This is a genomic window from Martinezella tropici (genome assembly GCF_003287875.1).
Lineage (GTDB): Bacteria > Pseudomonadota > Alphaproteobacteria > Rhizobiales > Rhizobiaceae > Rhizobium > Rhizobium tropici_C.
In genome coordinates this window covers 42,351-58,413 of the sequence record NZ_QMKK01000021.1, presented here as the reverse complement: position 1 = coordinate 58,413, position 16,063 = coordinate 42,351, and the positions used below count along the sequence as shown (strand labels likewise).

At 60.3% G+C, this 16,063-nt stretch carries 15 protein-coding genes; 6 read left to right on the top strand and 9 right to left on the bottom strand.

What is annotated here, in order from left to right:
• Positions 1-23: 23 nt before the first annotated feature.
• The 7 genes from DQ393_RS04585 to glpK form a co-directional block, all read right to left on the bottom strand.
• Positions 24-452, bottom strand: a complete 429-nt coding sequence (locus DQ393_RS04585; RefSeq protein ID WP_112340625.1) for a DoxX family protein — start codon at positions 450-452, stop codon at positions 24-26.
• 30 nt (positions 453-482) lie between these two features.
• On the bottom strand, positions 483-953 hold the full coding sequence (locus DQ393_RS04580; RefSeq protein ID WP_112340624.1) for an SRPBCC family protein: 471 nt from the start codon (positions 951-953) through the stop codon (positions 483-485).
• A 99-nt stretch (positions 954-1,052) separates the two neighbouring features.
• Positions 1,053-2,309 carry an RNA polymerase sigma factor gene (locus tag DQ393_RS04575; RefSeq protein WP_112340623.1) on the bottom strand — a complete coding sequence of 419 codons (1,257 nt, stop codon included), beginning with the start codon at positions 2,307-2,309 and terminating at the stop codon, positions 1,053-1,055.
• Positions 2,306-2,680 carry a YciI family protein gene (locus DQ393_RS04570; RefSeq protein WP_112340622.1) on the bottom strand — a complete coding sequence of 125 codons (375 nt, stop codon included), beginning with the start codon at positions 2,678-2,680 and terminating at the stop codon, positions 2,306-2,308. The genes DQ393_RS04575 and DQ393_RS04570 overlap by 4 nt, the downstream gene beginning before the upstream one ends.
• Before the next feature lie 79 nt (positions 2,681-2,759).
• Positions 2,760-3,668 carry a S66 peptidase family protein gene (locus DQ393_RS04565; RefSeq protein WP_112340725.1) on the bottom strand — a complete coding sequence of 303 codons (909 nt, stop codon included), beginning with the start codon at positions 3,666-3,668 and terminating at the stop codon, positions 2,760-2,762.
• A gap of 105 nt (positions 3,669-3,773) precedes the next feature.
• Entirely contained in the window at positions 3,774-4,577 is an 804-nt protein-coding gene (locus DQ393_RS04560; protein ID WP_112340621.1) for a membrane-anchored protein, read from the bottom strand.
• A gap of 178 nt (positions 4,578-4,755) precedes the next feature.
• Positions 4,756-6,258, bottom strand: coding sequence for a glycerol kinase GlpK (gene glpK, locus DQ393_RS04555; RefSeq protein WP_112340620.1), 1,503 nt, complete (start codon positions 6,256-6,258; stop codon positions 4,756-4,758).
• Positions 6,259-6,479: 221 nt separating this feature from the next.
• Here glpK and DQ393_RS04550 point away from each other — a divergent pair, with 221 nt between their 5' ends.
• The 3 genes from DQ393_RS04550 (at position 6,480) to xdhB (ending at position 11,389) form a co-directional block, all read left to right on the top strand.
• On the top strand, positions 6,480-7,256 hold the full coding sequence (locus tag DQ393_RS04550) for a 3-hydroxybutyrate dehydrogenase (protein WP_112340619.1): 777 nt from the start codon (positions 6,480-6,482) through the stop codon (positions 7,254-7,256).
• Between the two features lie 69 nt (positions 7,257-7,325).
• On the top strand, positions 7,326-8,792 hold the full coding sequence (xdhA, locus tag DQ393_RS04545) for a xanthine dehydrogenase small subunit (protein ID WP_112340618.1): 1,467 nt from the start codon (positions 7,326-7,328) through the stop codon (positions 8,790-8,792).
• A gap of 260 nt (positions 8,793-9,052) precedes the next feature.
• Complete coding sequence (xdhB, locus tag DQ393_RS04540) at positions 9,053-11,389, top strand: xanthine dehydrogenase molybdopterin binding subunit (RefSeq protein ID WP_112340617.1); 2,337 nt, start codon at positions 9,053-9,055, stop codon at positions 11,387-11,389.
• Between the two features lie 280 nt (positions 11,390-11,669).
• Here xdhB and DQ393_RS04535 read toward each other — a convergent pair whose 3' ends face one another.
• Positions 11,670-11,873, bottom strand: coding sequence for a hypothetical protein (locus tag DQ393_RS04535; RefSeq protein ID WP_112340616.1), 204 nt, complete (start codon positions 11,871-11,873; stop codon positions 11,670-11,672).
• Between the two features lie 102 nt (positions 11,874-11,975).
• Between DQ393_RS04535 and DQ393_RS04530 the strand changes: the two genes are divergently transcribed.
• Positions 11,976-12,872, top strand: coding sequence for a LysR substrate-binding domain-containing protein (locus tag DQ393_RS04530; RefSeq protein ID WP_112340615.1), 897 nt, complete (start codon positions 11,976-11,978; stop codon positions 12,870-12,872).
• Between the two features lie 76 nt (positions 12,873-12,948).
• On the opposite strand, the gene DQ393_RS04525 is transcribed toward DQ393_RS04530, so the two are convergent.
• A complete protein-coding gene (locus DQ393_RS04525) occupies positions 12,949-13,284 on the bottom strand; it encodes a hypothetical protein (RefSeq protein WP_112340614.1) in 336 nt (111 codons plus the stop codon).
• Between the two features lie 216 nt (positions 13,285-13,500).
• Between DQ393_RS04525 and puuD the strand changes: the two genes are divergently transcribed.
• Together puuD and guaD are read left to right on the top strand one after the other, a co-directional pair.
• Entirely contained in the window at positions 13,501-14,739 is a 1,239-nt protein-coding gene (gene puuD / locus DQ393_RS04520; protein ID WP_112340613.1) for a urate hydroxylase PuuD, read from the top strand.
• On the top strand, positions 14,736-16,043 hold the full coding sequence (gene guaD, locus DQ393_RS04515) for a guanine deaminase (RefSeq protein ID WP_112340612.1): 1,308 nt from the start codon (positions 14,736-14,738) through the stop codon (positions 16,041-16,043). Before puuD ends, guaD begins: the two co-directional genes overlap by 4 nt.
• Positions 16,044-16,063 lie beyond the last annotated feature (20 nt).

The window sequence follows — 16,063 nt, the reverse complement described above, 5'->3', positions numbered from 1 at the left end:
GCCTTAGCAAATCGAATCCGAAATCAAAAGCTTCGATCAAAGAACGGAATCATTTTGCGAACCGCTTCATAACGAAGATAAAGTCCGCCCCAGGCCATTACGCCGAGATAGACGCCGAACAGCAGATGCGAAAAGATCGGGCTGCCGACCCTCAAATGCGTCGCGATTGCGCCACCGAGCAGGCCCGTCAGCAGGATGGCGCCAAGGACCGACGTTCTCGGGATTGCATAGAGAATGGCGCAGCCGAGCGTGATGATACCAAGCAGCTGGGCCAGCGCCGGATCGGCAGAGTAGCCGAGCCCCGCCATCGTCTCGGTGACGACCGGAAGCGGAACGAGCTTGATCACGCCATCGAACAGCAGGAAGGCAACGACCAGTCCGCTCAGGATCATACCGGCCACGCGCTGCGCGCGCGTAACCGAAGGCAAAGATGAATCAGCTACATAAGACATTGCCATATCCTCCGGAATTGAATCGGAAATTCAGATCTTGGCCGCCAGTGCCGCGAGCTGATCGGCGCACTGGCTCCATCCCTGATGGAAGCCCATCTTCTCATGCGCCTCGCGATCCTCCGCGGACCAATGCAGGACGGTCGCGGTATAACGGGTCTTGCCGCCACCGAGATCGTCGAGCTGGATCGTCACCACCATGAAGGGCTTTGCCGACGGCACCCAGGCGCTGGTGAAAGCGTCGTTGAAGACGATCCGCTCATTGGGAACGACTTCCAGATAGACGCCGTTACCCGGATAATCCTCGCCTTCGGGGCTGCGCATGGTGATCGAGCTTGAGCCGCCGGATCGAGCGTCGATACTGGCTGCCGATACCGTCCACGGCAGTGGCGCGAACCATTGCTTCAGAAGCTCCACTTCGGTCCAGCAACGGAAGATCTTGTCTCGTGGTGCGTCGATGACGCGGGTCAGGGAAAGCTCGTGGCGTTGGCTCTGTTCAGTCATATCTTGCTCCTCTTTATTGTTTGACGCGGCCTGCTCGGCCCATACACGAATGACGTTCGAGCCTGCCGTTTCCCGACAGCACAGACGCAAATTTTTCGATTATTTTGTAGCTGCAAGAGCATCCGCGCTCAGCCGGTCGAGCTGATATCGGATATGGGCGGCCTCGGCAGGCGAACGGGCGAGCGCAATCGCCCTGTCAAAAGCGACACGCGCCTCTTGCGCGCGGCCGAGCTGCACAAGCAGGCCACCCCTGACGCCATGAAAGTAGAAATAGCTGTCGAGCTGTGCTTCCAGCGTCGCGATCAGCGCCAGAGCCGCCTCCGGCCCCTTCAGTTTGGAGAGCGCGACCGAACGATTGAGCGTGACGACGGGTGACGGCGTCAACCGCTCCAGCATCTGGTAGAGAAGGTCGATCTGCTCCCAATCCGTATCCTCGGCACGCTTCGCCCGCGAATGCAGCGCTGCGATCGCCGCCTGCACCTGATAGGGGCCGGGCTTGCGGTGGCGGATCGCTTTGTCGAGCAGCGCCAGCGCCTCGTCGATCAGCGTCCGATCCCAAAGCGAACGATCCTGATCTTCCAGAAGGATGATCTGCCCATTGGCATCGAACCGGGCATCCTTGCGCGATTGCTGCAGGAGCATCAGCGCCAGCAGCGCCATGGTCTCCGGCTCCGAGGGAAAGATCCGCAACAGAAGCCGGCCAAGCCGGATCGCCTCATCGGCGAAGGCGGCAGCCTCGCGATGCGTTCCACCGGCCGAATAGCCCTCGTTATAGATGAGATAGATCATGGCACTGACGAGTGCCAAACGTTCGCTGCGCTCGACCGCACCTGGCGTCTCGAAAGCAACTCCAGCGGCGGCGACCCGCGCCTTCGCGCGGGTTATGCGCTGCTCCATTGCGCTCTCGCTGACGAGGAAGGCCCGGGCGATCTGCTGCACCGAAAGGCCGGAAACGATACGCAGCGCCAGCGCGATCTGTTGCGTCGCCGGCAAATCCGGATGGCAGCAGATGAACAGCAACCGGAGGATATCATCGCGATATCCGGAGCCATCGAGCCGTTCGGCCAGATCGCTCTCCACATCACTCGTATCGGAGATCGCCTCTTCATCCGGCAGGCTTTGCAATCTGGCCTGTTTGCGCACCGTATCGATGCCGCTATTGCGGCCGACGAAGATCAGCCAGGCAATGGGATCGCGCGGCGGCCCCTTATCAGGCCAGGTCTTCAAGGCCCTGAGGCAGGCCTCCTGAAAGGCCTCCTCGGCGGTGTCGAGATTGCGGAAGTAGCGCAAAAGCGCGCCCATTACCTGTGGCCGGGCGTTGGTAAGCGCGATGTCGATCCAGGCAATGTCGGTCATGTTGCAACAGCTCCCGGCCGGAAGACGTAAAGCGGACGGATTTCATAGGAGCCGACGCCGGGATTGGCCGCGGCAAGCTCCTTCGAAAAGCCAATGGCTTCGTCAAGGGTTTCGAAGTCGACGACGTAGAAACCGAGCAACTGCTCCTTCGTTTCCGCAAAGGGGCCGTCGATCACGATCGGTTCGTTCTTGCCCTTGCGCAGGGTCGTAGCCGCCGTCGTCGGCATCAAGCGTGCCACCGGGCCAAGCTTGCCGGCCTCCCTGAGCGGTTCCTGCACGGCAATCAACCGCGCCATCGTCGCGTCTTCCTGTTCCTTGGACCAGGCAAACACGGTATCTTCGTCGTTGTAGCATAGGATCGCGTAAAGCATTGAGATTCCCTTCTCCCTTTAAAGACGAAGGAATATCACCTGCTCCGACAGGCTACGTCAAAAAATATCGAAGATGACCTCAGATGTTCCCATGCCGGATCGCCAGGATACCGGCCTTCGCATCAAGCTCCGCCACAGCGCCGATAAAAACGCTTGCCGGGCTATCGCCGTGCCCGAGCGGCAAGCCGCCGAGGATCGGCACCTTTAGTTCGGCCAGATGTTCGCGCAGGATATCGATCACCGAATAAGGGCGGTCGAATTCAAAGTTAGTAAACTGGCCGATAGCGACCCCTGCCAAACCATTTAGATGCCCCGCCTTGCGCAGCATGGTCATCTGGCGGTCCACCTGACCGCGATACATATGAACGGCTTCTAGCAAAAGAACCGCGCCATTCAAATCCGGCAGCGCCCAACCGGCCGAAGTCGCAACCGTATCCAGATTGCCGCCGATCAGTCGCCCTCTGGCCGTCCCGCCTGTCGTCAGACCGAACGTCGGTTCATGCGGACGAGCTTCGATGACGATATCTTCGGTTGTCATCATCGTCCGGCATAATGCCTCACGCGTGTAGGGGCTGACACCATCGTCATTCGGTCCGCAAAAGAAGGCTCCATGAATGCCGATCTGATGGCCACTCTTCAAGAGGCTGAGATGCAATACGGTGATATCGCTGAAGCCGATGACGAATTTCGGGTCGCGCCGCACAGCGGCGAAATCCAGTTTATCGGCAATCCGATACGACCCCTTGCCGCCGCGTGTCGTGAAAACCGCCCGAACCTCTGGGTCACGGAAAGCGCCATTGATATCCGACAGCCGCTCCTCGTCCGTGCCGGCAAGATAGTCTCGTTTATGAAAGGCATGTTCACCGAAATCGACCGTAAGCCCCCAGCCTTTCAGGATTTCAGCATGCCTCAGAACCATATCCCTGTCGGGCGAACTTGCGGGCGACACAAAGCGCACTTTGTCGCCCGGCCGTAGTGGCGGCGGCATCAGCATTGGACTGACCTCTGCGCAATCGAGTGATTCTAAGCCGCGATCTTGGCACGGAATCACGACCAGCGTCAGCTACAGATTGACCGTTGGCGAGCCCTTAGCTCAAGGGTTGATGACGGCCGCAGCCGTTATCGGTGCCGGCCGCTTGGCCTTGGCATCGGCATCCACCGTCCGACCGGCCCTCCCCCTGCCCGTCCATAGCGGCAGACCGACGGATTGCGAGACGCCGGGATCTGTGGTGAACACCGGATAGCCGCGCTCGAGAAGCCGCTCGAGAACCTCGCGGTCCTTGCGCACATGCAGCCGCGCCAGGTTCTCCGTATTGTAGACATGCCCGCCGGAATCGGGATTGATGCCGGTGATGATGACCTCGGTCGCGCCATTATAGAGCGCGAAGAGCACGGCGTTGATGCCGTTGGAGCATTTGTCGTCCGCGCCGAGCTCGCTGCACTTTACCCCGCCGACCCGGTCCAGCAGCGCCATACGCTTGTAGCGATTGACGATCTCCAGCTTGTCGTAGCTGTAATTGAAGCTCCGCAACCCCTCTTCCAGCCGCTGAAGCTCTTTCCGCCAGAGCAGGACGTAGAGCATCTTGGTCCGTTCGCCGTTCAGAACGCGGCGCACCTCGACGGCATTGGTGTTCGTACCTTCGATCTGATTAAACTGGACGAGCGTCACATCGGGCGCCTCGATCCCCCAGCCCTTCGTCACCGTCTGTGAACCATTAATAGTGATGACCTTGAAGCTTTCATCGAAATCCACCGGCTTGTTCGAAACCGGCGCCGAGCCGACGACCAGAACAGGCCCATCGAACCGCTCGGCCAGCATTGGCGGCTTCGGCCGAGTCAAATGATATTTGATCTGCCGGTAGTAATGTTTCTTCAGTTCAGAAAATTGAGCAGCCATTATTCGCTTTATCGTCTCTTAAGAAGGCGTCCGCCCTCGAGGAGTGCGGTCCGGCGAAATGTGGCCTGGAATCCTCCCTGAGCCACGAACAAGACAAGTATCGCTGCGTGCCCTTATATAAGCAAAATAAAGAAATCTTACACGATATAACCTGGGGTGAGCAGCCGATGAAGGCCGATCACCCCTGCCGTGTACTCAAGGTGCGCGACACCGCATTCTTCCAGCCTTTGAGCTTCGCGTTTCGGGTCTTGTCATCCATGCTGGGCTCGAACCGCCGGTCGCGCGCCCAGGCCTTGGCGAAGCCTGCGCGATCCGGCCAGACCCCGGCGCGGCTGCCAGCAAGCCAGGCGGCACCCAGTGCGGTCGTTTCGAGGATCGTAGGGCGGTCGACCGGTGCATCGAGCAGATCGGCAAGCCGCTGCATCGTCCAGTCGGAAGCGACCATGCCGCCGTCGACGCGCAGTACCGTCTCCTGTCCGTTGCCGTTGCGCCAATCCCTGTGCATGGCATCCAGCAGATCGCGAGACTGATAGCAGACGGCCTCCAGCGCCGCCCGGACGATTTCCTCAGGTCCGGTATTGCGTGTCAGCCCGAAGATCGCGCCGCGTGCATCCGGATCCCAATGCGGTGCGCCGAGGCCGGTAAAGGCCGGCACCAGATAAACCTCCTGCAGCGGATCGGCCTTGGCCGCCAGTTCGCCGGAATCCGAGGCGCGCTGAATGGCCTTCAGCCCGTCGCGCAGCCATTGCACGGCAGCCCCTGCGATGAAGATCGAACCTTCGAGCGCATAGGTCGTCTCGCCGTTCAGCCGGTAGGCGATGGTGGTTAGCAAGCGGTTTTTCGACCGCACCATGTCCGCGCCCGTATTGAGAAGCGCGAAGCAGCCGGTGCCATAGGTGGACTTCATCATGCCGCGTTCGAAGCAGGCCTGGCCAATCGTCGCCGCCTGTTGATCGCCGGCAACGCCGAGGATCGGGATTTCCGCGCCGAAATGCGTGGCATCGGTCACGCCGAAATCGTCGGCACAATCCTTCACCTCGGGCAGGATGGCAGCGGGAACGCGTAGGATTTCCAGTAGCTCCTCATCCCATTCGTTTCCGCCGATATTGTACATCAGCGTCCGCGAGGCATTGGTCGCATCGGTAACGAAGCTCTTGCCGCCAGTCAGCCGCCAGATCAGAAAGGTATCGATGGTGCCGAAGCACAGCTTGCCTTTGGCGGCAAGGGCACGCGCGCCCTTCACATTGGAGAGCAGCCAGGATAGCTTGGTGCCGGAAAAATAGGGATCGAGCAGCAGGCCGGTGCGGCGTGTGAAGAGCTTTTCGAGGTCCTGCCGCTTCAGTTTCTCGCAATAGCCCGCCGTGCGGCGGTCCTGCCAGACGATGGCATTATGGATCGGCTTGCCCGTCTCGCGATCCCAGACGACGACCGTCTCGCGCTGATTGGTGATGCCGAGGGCGGCAATGTCCTTGGCGGTGATGCCGGCAGCCTCAATGGCCTTGCGGACGGTGACGAGAACGGAGGACCAGATTTCTTCCGGATCGTGCTCCACCCAGCCGGGCTTCGGATAATGCTGAGTGAATTCCTTCTGTCCGACACCGGCAACCTTCATCTTGCCGTCGAAAACGATAGCCCGCGTCGACGTCGTTCCCTGATCGATCGCCAAGACATAACCGCTCATGCGTTCCTCCCGCCTATTGCATCCCGAAACAACAGATACGCGAGCAAAACGAATGTGAAAAGAAAGCAAAACGAAATTTTTCGCTGAAATATGCGCTTTCCTGTTCACGGCATCGTGGCCAAAGGGCCGGCAGCATTACGATTGCCATCTCCGCGGGTTTGGGACTAGGCTGAAACGGTTTTGCACTGCAGCAGGAAGCTGCGCTGTCCAAGGAGAAGATCATGGCAAGAACAGTTGTCGTCACCGGTTCCACAAGCGGTATCGGCCTCGCCATCGCGGCCGCCTTCGCCGCCAAGGGCGATAACGTCGTCATCAACGGCTTCGGAAAGCCCGAGGAAATCAACGCGATCAAGACCAAGCTCGAAGCTTCCGGCGGCGGCAAGGTGATCTATCATCCGGCCGACATGACGAAACCTGCCGAGATCGCCGATCTGATCGCGACCGCCAACGCCACCTTTAGCAGCGTCGATGTCCTCGTCAACAATGCCGGCATCCAGCATGTCGAGAAGATCGAGGATTTCCCGATCGAGAAATGGGATCAGATCATCGCGATCAATCTCTCCAGTTCCTTCCACACCATTCGCGCCGCCATTCCGCTGATGAAGGCGAAGAAATACGGGCGCATCATCAACATCGCTTCGGCGCATGGCCTGGTCGCCTCGCCCTTCAAATCCGCCTATGTCGCGGCAAAACATGGTATATTAGGTCTGACCAAGACGGCAGCGCTCGAGCTCGCCGAATTCGGCGTGACGGTGAACGCCATTTGCCCCGGCTACGTGCTGACCCCGCTTGTCGAAAAGCAGATCCCGGATACCGCCAAGGCCCGCGGCATGACCGAGGAGCAGGTCAAGAACGAAGTCATCCTCAAGGCCCAGCCGACGCACGAGTTCGTCAAGGCCGAAGAGATCGGCGCCCTCTCGCTCTACCTTGCAAGCGACGAGGCACGTCAGGTGACCGGCACGCACGTCTCGATTGACGGTGGCTGGACCGCGGAATAACCATAGACGGTTAGGGCCGGATTCGTCTGCGCATCCGGCCCCGACAAACGAATGATAAACGGGAACGACATGAGCGACAGCATCCGCTTTATCCTCAACGGCGAGGATATCACGCTATCCAGCCTGCGCCCCACCGAGACGCTGCTCGACTTCCTGCGCCTCAAGCGGCGGCTGACAGGAACGAAGGAAGGATGTGCGGAAGGCGACTGCGGCGCCTGCACGGTGCTTGTGGGACGCCTGATCGATGGTGGGCTGCACTATGAATCCGTCAATGCCTGCATCCGCTTCGTCGGCTCGCTTCATGCGACCCATGTCGTTACTGTTGAGCATCTCGCCGCCCGGAACGGCACGCTTCATCCGGTGCAGCAGGCGCTGGTCGATTGCCACGGCTCGCAATGCGGTTTCTGCACGCCGGGTTTCGTCATGTCGCTCTATGGCCTCTGGCTAACGACGGAAAAGCCGAGCCGGGCTCAGATCGAAAAATCGCTGCAGGGCAATCTCTGTCGATGCACGGGCTACGAGCCGATCGTCAAGGCGGCCGAGCAGGTCAGCCAGAAGCGGCCGAGCGCGCTCTTCGATCCTCTCGAAAAGACCAGAGCCGATATCATCGCCCGTCTATGGGCCATGCAGGGCGGCGATACCATCGAGATTTCCGAGGGCGAGGATCGCCTCATCGTGCCCGGCTCCGTCTCGGCACTGGCGCAGGTGCTTGCCGACGAGCCGACGGCAACTGTCGTTGCCGGCTCGACCGATGTCGGCCTATGGGTCACCAAGCAGATGCGCCGGCTGAACCCGGTCGTCTTCATCAATCATCTGACCGATCTGCAGAAGATCGTCGTCGAAGACGCAGGGCTGACCATCGGTGCCGGCGTCACCTACAGTCGCGCCTTTGTTGTGATCGGCGAAAAGATCCCGGCATTCGCCAACCTCATCGACCGCATCGGCGGCGAGCAGGTGCGCAACATGGGCACTATCGGCGGCAATATCGCCAACGGCTCGCCGATCGGCGACACGCCGCCGCCGCTGATCGCGCTCGGTGCAACGGTGACGCTGCGCTCGACTGCCGGCACGCGCAGCTTGCCCTTGGAAGATTTCTTCATCGACTACGGCAAGCAGGATCGCAATCCCGGCGAGTTCGTCGAGAATATCTTCGTACCCTATCCTGCCGAAGATGCGCATTTCGCCGTCTACAAGATCTCCAAGCGCCGCGACGAGGATATTTCGGCCGCCTGCGGCGCCTTCCATCTGTCATTGGATGCTGACGGCAATGTCGAAGATATCCGTATCGCCTTCGGCGGCATGGCCGGCACACCGAAACGCGCCCGCACGGTCGAGGCAGAATTGATCGGCAAGCCCTGGACGGAGGCGACGGTTACCGCCGCACGCGATGCCTTCGACAGCGATTACACGCCGCTGACCGATTGGCGCGCCTCGGCTGAATACCGCCAGCTGACCGCCAAGAACCTTCTCATCCGCTTCTATCTTGAGACATCAGGCGCGCCGCAGGAATTGAAGCGTTTCGAGGTGCTGGCATGATGACGAATTGCGAATTTATTCGACCATATTTCCTGGACACGGCATGGCACCTTTCGCCGGACGACGGCAGCCGCTTCCTTCCCCCTTCTCCCCTCGGAGAGAAGGGGCCCGAAGGGCGGATGAGGGGGTTACGCGGCAAAGAGCAAGCATCCTTTCATCTGGTTTCGGCACATGCATCGCTTTGCGATGCATCCCCCTCATCCGGCCTGCCGGCCACCTTCTCCCCGCTGGGGAGAAGGGAAACCGCGGAGGCCTGAGCCATGGACAAATCCACCTTCGAAGAGCGTAAGGTCATCAACGGTTCGATGCATGGCTCGTTGCGCCATGATTCCGCCCACAAGCATGTCACCGGAGCCGCCGATTATATCGATGACCTTCCCGAACCGGCCGGCCTGCTGCATGGCGCGCTCGGCCTTTCCGACCGTGCTCATGCCGAGATCGCCGGCATCGATCTCTCGGCTGTCAAAGCATATCCGGGCGTCGTCTGGGTCTTCACGGGCGCCGATATTCCCGGCGTCAATGACACCAGCTCCAACGGCATGCATGACGAACCGCTGCTTGCCGAGACCAAGGTCGAATTCCACGGGCAGCCGATCTTCGCCGTCATCGCCGAAACCAGAGATGCCGCCCGGCGTGCCGCCCGCCTCGCCAAGATCGATTATCGTGATCTGCCGCATTGGAGCGATATCGACGGCGCGCTCGTCAATGGCGCACCGCTTGTCTACGAACCGATGACGCTGAAGCGCGGCGAACCCGAAACCGAGATGGCCAACGCCAAGCACCGCATCAAGGCGCAGATGCGCATCGGCGGCCAAGAGCACTTCTATCTCGAAAGCCACATCGCCATGGCGATCCCCGGCGAGGACGACGAAGTCGCCGTCTGGTCGTCGACGCAGCATCCGAGCGAAATCCAGCACATCGTCGGCCATGTCTTGGGGATCCCGTCCAATGCCGTCACCGTCAATGTACGCCGCATGGGCGGCGGCTTCGGCGGCAAGGAAACACAGGGCAACCAGTTCGCAGCGCTCGCCGCCGTCGCCGCCAAGAAGCTTGGCCGCGCCGTCAAATTCCGCCCCGACCGCGACGAGGACATGAGCGCGACCGGCAAGCGACACGACTTCCTCGTGGATTACGAGGTCGGCTTTGACGACGACGGCCGCATCAACGCCGTCGACGCCACCTACGCCGCGCGCTGCGGCTTCTCCTCCGATCTTTCCGGCCCAGTCACCGATCGCGCGTTGTTCCATGCGGATTCCAGCTATTTCTACCCGCATGTGCATTTGGTCTCAAAACCGCTCAAGACGCATACCGTCTCCAACACCGCCTTCCGTGGCTTTGGCGGCCCGCAGGGCATGGTCGGCGGCGAGCGCATGATCGAGGAGATCGCCTATGCGCTGGGCAAGGACCCGCTCGAAATCCGCCGCGCCAATTTCTATGGCCAGCCGGGCTCCGGCCGAACGCTGACCCCCTATCACCAGGAGGTCACCGATAACATCATCAACCGCGTCGTCGACGAGCTCGAACAGACATCCGACTATCAGGCGCGCCGCAGCGCCATCATCGCGTTCAACCGCTCCAGCCGCTTCATCCGCAAGGGCATCGCGCTGACGCCGGTGAAATTCGGCATCTCCTTCACCATGACCGCTTTCAACCAGGCCGGCGCTCTGGTGCACATCTATCAGGATGGCTCCATCCATCTGAACCATGGCGGCACCGAAATGGGCCAGGGCCTCTATACGAAGGTGGCGCAGGTTCTGGCCGACAGCTTCCAGGTCGATATCGACCGGGTGAAGATCACAGCGACAACAACAGGCAAGGTGCCGAATACATCGGCGACGGCCGCCTCATCCGGCTCGGATCTGAACGGCATGGCCGCCTTCGATGCCGCTCGCCAAATCAAGGAAAGGCTCGTCGCCTTCGCTATCGAGAAATGGGATGTGGGCGCGGAAGACGTGCAGTTCCTTCCCAACCGCGTGCGCGTCGGCGAGGTGGAAATTCCCTTCGCGGAGTTCGTCAAGCAGGCCTATTTCGCCCGCGTTCAGCTTTCCGCTGCCGGCTTCTACAAGACGCCGAAGATCCATTGGGATCGCAAGGCCGGCCGCGGCACGCCCTTCTACTATTTCTCCTATGGCGCCGCCTGCTCGGAAGTGTCGATCGATACGCTGACAGGCGAATATCTGATCGACCGCACCGACATCCTTCATGATGTCGGCCGCTCCCTCAACCCGGCGATCGACATCGGCCAGGTCGAAGGCGCTTTCGTACAAGGCATGGGCTGGCTGACGACCGAGGAGCTCTGGTGGGATGCCAAGGGCCGGCTGCGTACGCACGCGCCGTCCACCTACAAAATCCCCCTCGCCTCCGACCGGCCGAAGATCTTCAACGTCCGGCTGGCGGAATGGTCCGAAAATGCGGAGGCGACCATCGGCCGCTCCAAGGCCGTAGGTGAGCCGCCCTTCATGCTCAGCATATCCGTGCTGGAGGCCCTATCGATGGCGGTCGCCAGCGTCGCGGATTACCGCATCTGCCCGCGCCTCGATGCCCCTGCAACGCCGGAGCGCGTGCTGATGGCGGTCGAGGGGCTGAAGGGGATGTAATTGTCCTCCCGCCAAAGGAGGGAGCTACATTTGACGCAGCCCCCTCTGACATCTCCCCCTTGTGGGCAGGGCTATCGCATATGGAGGCGGACGAGCACCATAAGCTCCTCTCCCCTTGGGGAGAAGGGGGCCCGAAGGGTCGGATGAGGGGGTTATCTATTTGAATTCATGAATTTTGGTGGTCTTGGCGGCCACCCCTCATCCGCCTGGCGGCGCCTTCTCCCCGCTGGGGAGAAGGGGGGTGCGCACTCTCCACATATCAACGGTCTCCACTCATGACTTACAGCAGCGACCTATCGTCATAATGCGGCTCGCGCCCATCGAGAAATCCAAGGTCGCGCTTTAGGCGGTCCGGCATGTCGTCGAGATCCAGATGCAGCGAGGGCTCTGCATGCTTGACGAGGGCCTGCGCCAACGATTCCAGAAGACGAGCCAGAATACCGGGCCTTGCGGTTTCTGCTTGTTCCACGACATAGCAATCCATGACAACACCTCAGTCAGATCAGCGATATGAATTGCAGTTTGGCGCGAAAAATGCTGAAATTCCAATCGAACTATCGTCTGGATACATAAAGAGAACTTATCCATGAAGCTCTCAAAGCGCTTCCCGCTGAATGCCTTGCGCGTCTTCGAAGCCGCAGCCCGGCTCGGCAGTTTCACCCGCGCCGGCGAAGAGCTTGGCATGACGCAGACGGCGGTCAGCTATCAGATTAAGTTGCTTGAAGAGACGACGGGCGAGCCTCTATTTCTGCGCCGCCCGCGGCAGATCCTGTTGACCGAGGCCGGGGAACAACTCGCACCGAAAGTCGCGGAAGCCTTTGCTATGCTGCAGGAGGCGATGGCCTCCATCAGCGGCGACGCCGAAACGACGCTGCGCATTCATTCGACACCCACCTTCGCCTCGCAATGGCTGGCTCGTCATGTCGGATCGTTTCAGCTCAAGCATCCGAATATCGCCGTCCGGCTGGACACTTCAGCCTCGCTCATCGACTTCGCCCGGGAGGCCTCCGACATCGCCATCCGTGCCGGGCGTGGCCAGTGGCCGGGACTGCGCGCGCATCTGCTGATGAAGGTCTATTTTACGCCGATGCTGAGTCCAGCGCTCGCTGAGACGGTTGGCGGCATTCACGAGCCGGCAGATCTCCTGAAGCTTCGCATCATCGACGCAGGCGATCCATGGTGGGCCCAATGGTTTAGGGAGGTCGGCGTTCCCGACCCCGGCCTTCAGGGCCGGCCGCGCAGCAGGCTCGGCGCCCAGTCCTTCGAGGCGAGCGCCGCATTGGCCGGCCAGGGTGTCGCTATCCTCACTCCGGAATTCTATGCGGATGATCTGGCTTCTGGCCGACTGATCCAGCCCTTCGATATTCTTTCATCCGACAATACCGACTACTGGATCGCCTACCCCGAAAACAGGCGCCATACGCCGCGCATCCGCGCCTTCCGGGATTGGATCCTCGGCGAATTCGGCATGCCGCTGGAGTAATTCCAGGAAATCCGCGCAGCAGCTATCACTCCAAAACCAGCGGAAATAACGAGATAGCTGCGCCACTTTCCAGTGCTTAGTAAGCCATGTCGGGGGCATAAAAGCAGCGCGGCGTGTTTTCATCCGGGAACAGACAGAGATGATAGGCTCCGTCCGGCGAGCGCATCGTTTTCTGCTGTGGCAGATTAAAGATGTGCGCGTGCGTTACGTAGCGATGGTCGCCGGGATTGAGCGTCACTCGATAGCCGCCAGGCACGATGGTAACGGTGCGCGCCGGGATCATCTCGCAATCACCTGTCTTGCTGTCGCCATTGCAGCAATAAGGGTCGTAAGTCCAGCCGGAGGGCGCCTCATGCGCCAGGGCGAAGGCTGTAGAGAGAAGAAAAAATACGAACGCCAGAATACCTCGCATGGGCAATTCTCCGTCGAAAAAAATAGGTGGCCGCCGCGGACACGGCCCGCTCCAAGCAGCCGAAGGCATTTTATTAAAAAACTGCCACAATCTGATCTAATGCATCCTGGGCGCTAGACAAGGCCGCGGCTTTTTACCGACATATCAAACACCCCTCTTCCATACGCTCTCAACATTTTGCAAGGTGTCGAGTCGGAGGAAGAAAAGGGGAACTGAATGTATGAATACGCCATAGCGTGGGAGTGGCTCGCCTTTGCTGCCCGCTGGTTCCACGTCATAACCGCCATTGCCTGGATCGGTTCGTCCTTCTACTTCATCGCGCTCGATCTCGGGCTGGTGAAGCGCCCGCATCTTCCGCCCGGCGCCTATGGCGAGGAATGGCAGGTCCACGGCGGCGGCTTCTATCATATCCAGAAATATCTCGTCGCCCCCGCGCAGATGCCGGAGCATCTGACCTGGTTCAAATATGAAAGCTATTTCACCTGGCTTTCCGGCTTTCTGATGCTGTGCATCGTCTATTACGGCGGCGCCAATCTCTTCCTCATCGACCGGCATGTGCTCGACGTCAGCGTCCCCGTCGCCATCCTGATCTCGCTTGCCTCGCTTGCCGGCGGCTGGATCGTCTACGATCTGCTCTGTAAATCGCCGCTCGGCAACAATACCTGGGGGCTGATGATCGTGCTCTACGCCGTCCTGGTCTTCATGGCCTGGGGCTATACGCAACTCTTCACCGGCCGCGCCGCCTTCCTGCATCTCGGCGCCTTCACCGCGACGATCATGTCAGCCAACGTCTTCATGATCATCATTCCCAACCAGAAGATCGTCGTCGCCGACCTCATTGCCGGCCGCACACCGGATCCAAAATACGGCCGCATCGCCAAGCAGCGCTCGCTGCACAACAACTATCTGACGCTGCCCGTCATTTTCTTCATGCTATCGAACCACTATCCGCTGGCCTTCGGCACGGCCTATAATTGGGTGATAGCGGCGCTGGTGTTCCTGACGGGCGTCACCATCCGCCACTGGTTCAACACAACGCATGCTCGCAAGGGCCGCCCGACCTGGACCTGGATTGTCACAATCGTCCTCTTCATCATCATCATGTGGCTTTCGACCGTTCCGAAGGTGCTGACCGGCGAGAAGGAAGCCAACGCGATCGCCCCCGCCTTCCAGCAGTTCGCCTCGGACGCCCATTTCCCGGCGGTCAAGCAAATGGTCTCCGCGCGCTGTTCCATGTGCCATGCGGCCGAGCCTGTCTATGAGGGGATTGTGCGTGCGCCGAAAGGCGTAACGCTGGAAAATGACGCGGAAATCGCTATGCATGCCCGGGAGATCTATATCCAGGCCGGCCGCAGCCATGCCATGCCGCCCGGCAACGTCACCGACGTCACACCGGAGGAGCGCAAGCTGCTGGTCGCCTGGTTCGAAAGCTCCATCGGAGAAAAGAGCCAATGACCACCCTTCTGCGCGGCCGCCTGCTTTCCTTCAAGCGCCTGCCGCAAAGCCTCGATGATACCGACAGCTACGTTTATGAAAGCGATGGCGGCCTGCTGATCGAAAACGGCTTGATCGTCGCGACCGGGGCCTATGCCGATATCAAGGCGCACGCCCCGAAAGGCATAACCGAGATCGACCACCGTCCGCATCTCATCCTGCCCGGCTTCATCGACATGCACCTGCATTTCCCGCAGATGCAGGTGATCGCCTCCTACGCCGCCAACCTTCTGGAATGGCTGAACACCTATACATTCCCCGAGGAATGCCGTTTCGTCGAAAGCGCACATGCGGAGCGTATCGCCAAGCATTTCTATGACGAGATGATCCGCCACGGCACGACGACGGCCGTTGCCTATTGTTCGGTCCATAAAACCTCCGCCGACGCCTATTTTGCCGAAGCCATCCGTCGCAACATGCGCATGGTCGGCGGCAAGGTGATGATGGATCGCAACGCCCCGCAGGGCCTCCTTGATACGCCCGAGATGGGCTATGACGAAACCCGTCAGGTGATATCGGACTGGCACGGCAAGGGCCGCAATCACGTTGCCATCACGCCGCGCTTCGCGATCACCTCCACACCGGCGCAGATGGAGGCAACGGCCGCGCTTGCCGGCGAATTTCCGGACCTGCATATCCAGACGCATCTTTCCGAGAATCACGACGAGATCGCCTTTACCTGCGAGCTCTATCCGGACGCGATCGACTACACCGATATCTATGCCCGCTACGGACTGCTCGGCCCCAAGAGCCTGTTCGGCCATGCGATCCACCTTTCCGACCGCGAAGCCGATGCCATGAGCGAGGCCGGTGCGGTTGCGGTGCATTGCCCGACCTCGAACCTCTTCCTCGGCTCCGGCCTCTTCCCGCTGAAGGCGCTCGCTCGTCGCGAGAAGCCCGTTCGCATCGGCGTCGCCACCGATATCGGCGGCGGCTCCAGCTATTCCATGCTGCGCACGATGGACGAGGCCTACAAGATCCAGCAGCTGCTCGGCGAGCGACTGAACCCGCTGGAAAGCTATTATTACATGACGCGCGGCAATGCCGAGTCCCTCTCCCTCGTCGACAAGATCGGCACGCTCGATGCCGGCACTGAAGCCGACCTGATCGTCCTCAACGCGGCCGCGACGCCGGCCATGGCGCTGAAGATGGAGGTGACGAAGAGCCTTACCGAAGAGCTGTTCCTGCTTCAGACCATGGGCGACGACCGGGCGGTCATCGAAACCTATGTTGCTGGAAAGCCGATGAAATCCATCCTGCAATGAGGCAATCCCAACCCACCTCC

Coding starts and splice junctions, on each gene's coding strand:
- DQ393_RS04575 (WP_112340623.1), bottom strand. CDS start 2,309: ATGACCGACATTGCCTGGATCGACATCGCGCTTACCAACGCCCGGCCA.
- DQ393_RS04530 (WP_112340615.1), top strand. CDS start 11,976: ATGAAGCTCTCAAAGCGCTTCCCGCTGAATGCCTTGCGCGTCTTCGAA.
- DQ393_RS04565 (WP_112340725.1), bottom strand. CDS start 3,668: ATGCCGCCGCCACTACGGCCGGGCGACAAAGTGCGCTTTGTGTCGCCC.
- DQ393_RS04560 (WP_112340621.1), bottom strand. CDS start 4,577: ATGGCTGCTCAATTTTCTGAACTGAAGAAACATTACTACCGGCAGATC.
- DQ393_RS04580 (WP_112340624.1), bottom strand. CDS start 953: ATGACTGAACAGAGCCAACGCCACGAGCTTTCCCTGACCCGCGTCATC.
- DQ393_RS04585 (WP_112340625.1), bottom strand. CDS start 452: ATGTCTTATGTAGCTGATTCATCTTTGCCTTCGGTTACGCGCGCGCAG.
- DQ393_RS04570 (WP_112340622.1), bottom strand. CDS start 2,680: ATGCTTTACGCGATCCTATGCTACAACGACGAAGATACCGTGTTTGCC.
- guaD (WP_112340612.1), top strand. CDS start 14,736: ATGACCACCCTTCTGCGCGGCCGCCTGCTTTCCTTCAAGCGCCTGCCG.
- DQ393_RS04525 (WP_112340614.1), bottom strand. CDS start 13,284: ATGCGAGGTATTCTGGCGTTCGTATTTTTTCTTCTCTCTACAGCCTTC.
- DQ393_RS04535 (WP_112340616.1), bottom strand. CDS start 11,873: ATGGATTGCTATGTCGTGGAACAAGCAGAAACCGCAAGGCCCGGTATT.
- glpK (WP_112340620.1), bottom strand. CDS start 6,258: ATGAGCGGTTATGTCTTGGCGATCGATCAGGGAACGACGTCGACGCGG.
- DQ393_RS04550 (WP_112340619.1), top strand. CDS start 6,480: ATGGCAAGAACAGTTGTCGTCACCGGTTCCACAAGCGGTATCGGCCTC.
- xdhB (WP_112340617.1), top strand. CDS start 9,053: ATGGACAAATCCACCTTCGAAGAGCGTAAGGTCATCAACGGTTCGATG.
- puuD (WP_112340613.1), top strand. CDS start 13,501: ATGTATGAATACGCCATAGCGTGGGAGTGGCTCGCCTTTGCTGCCCGC.
- xdhA (WP_112340618.1), top strand. CDS start 7,326: ATGAGCGACAGCATCCGCTTTATCCTCAACGGCGAGGATATCACGCTA.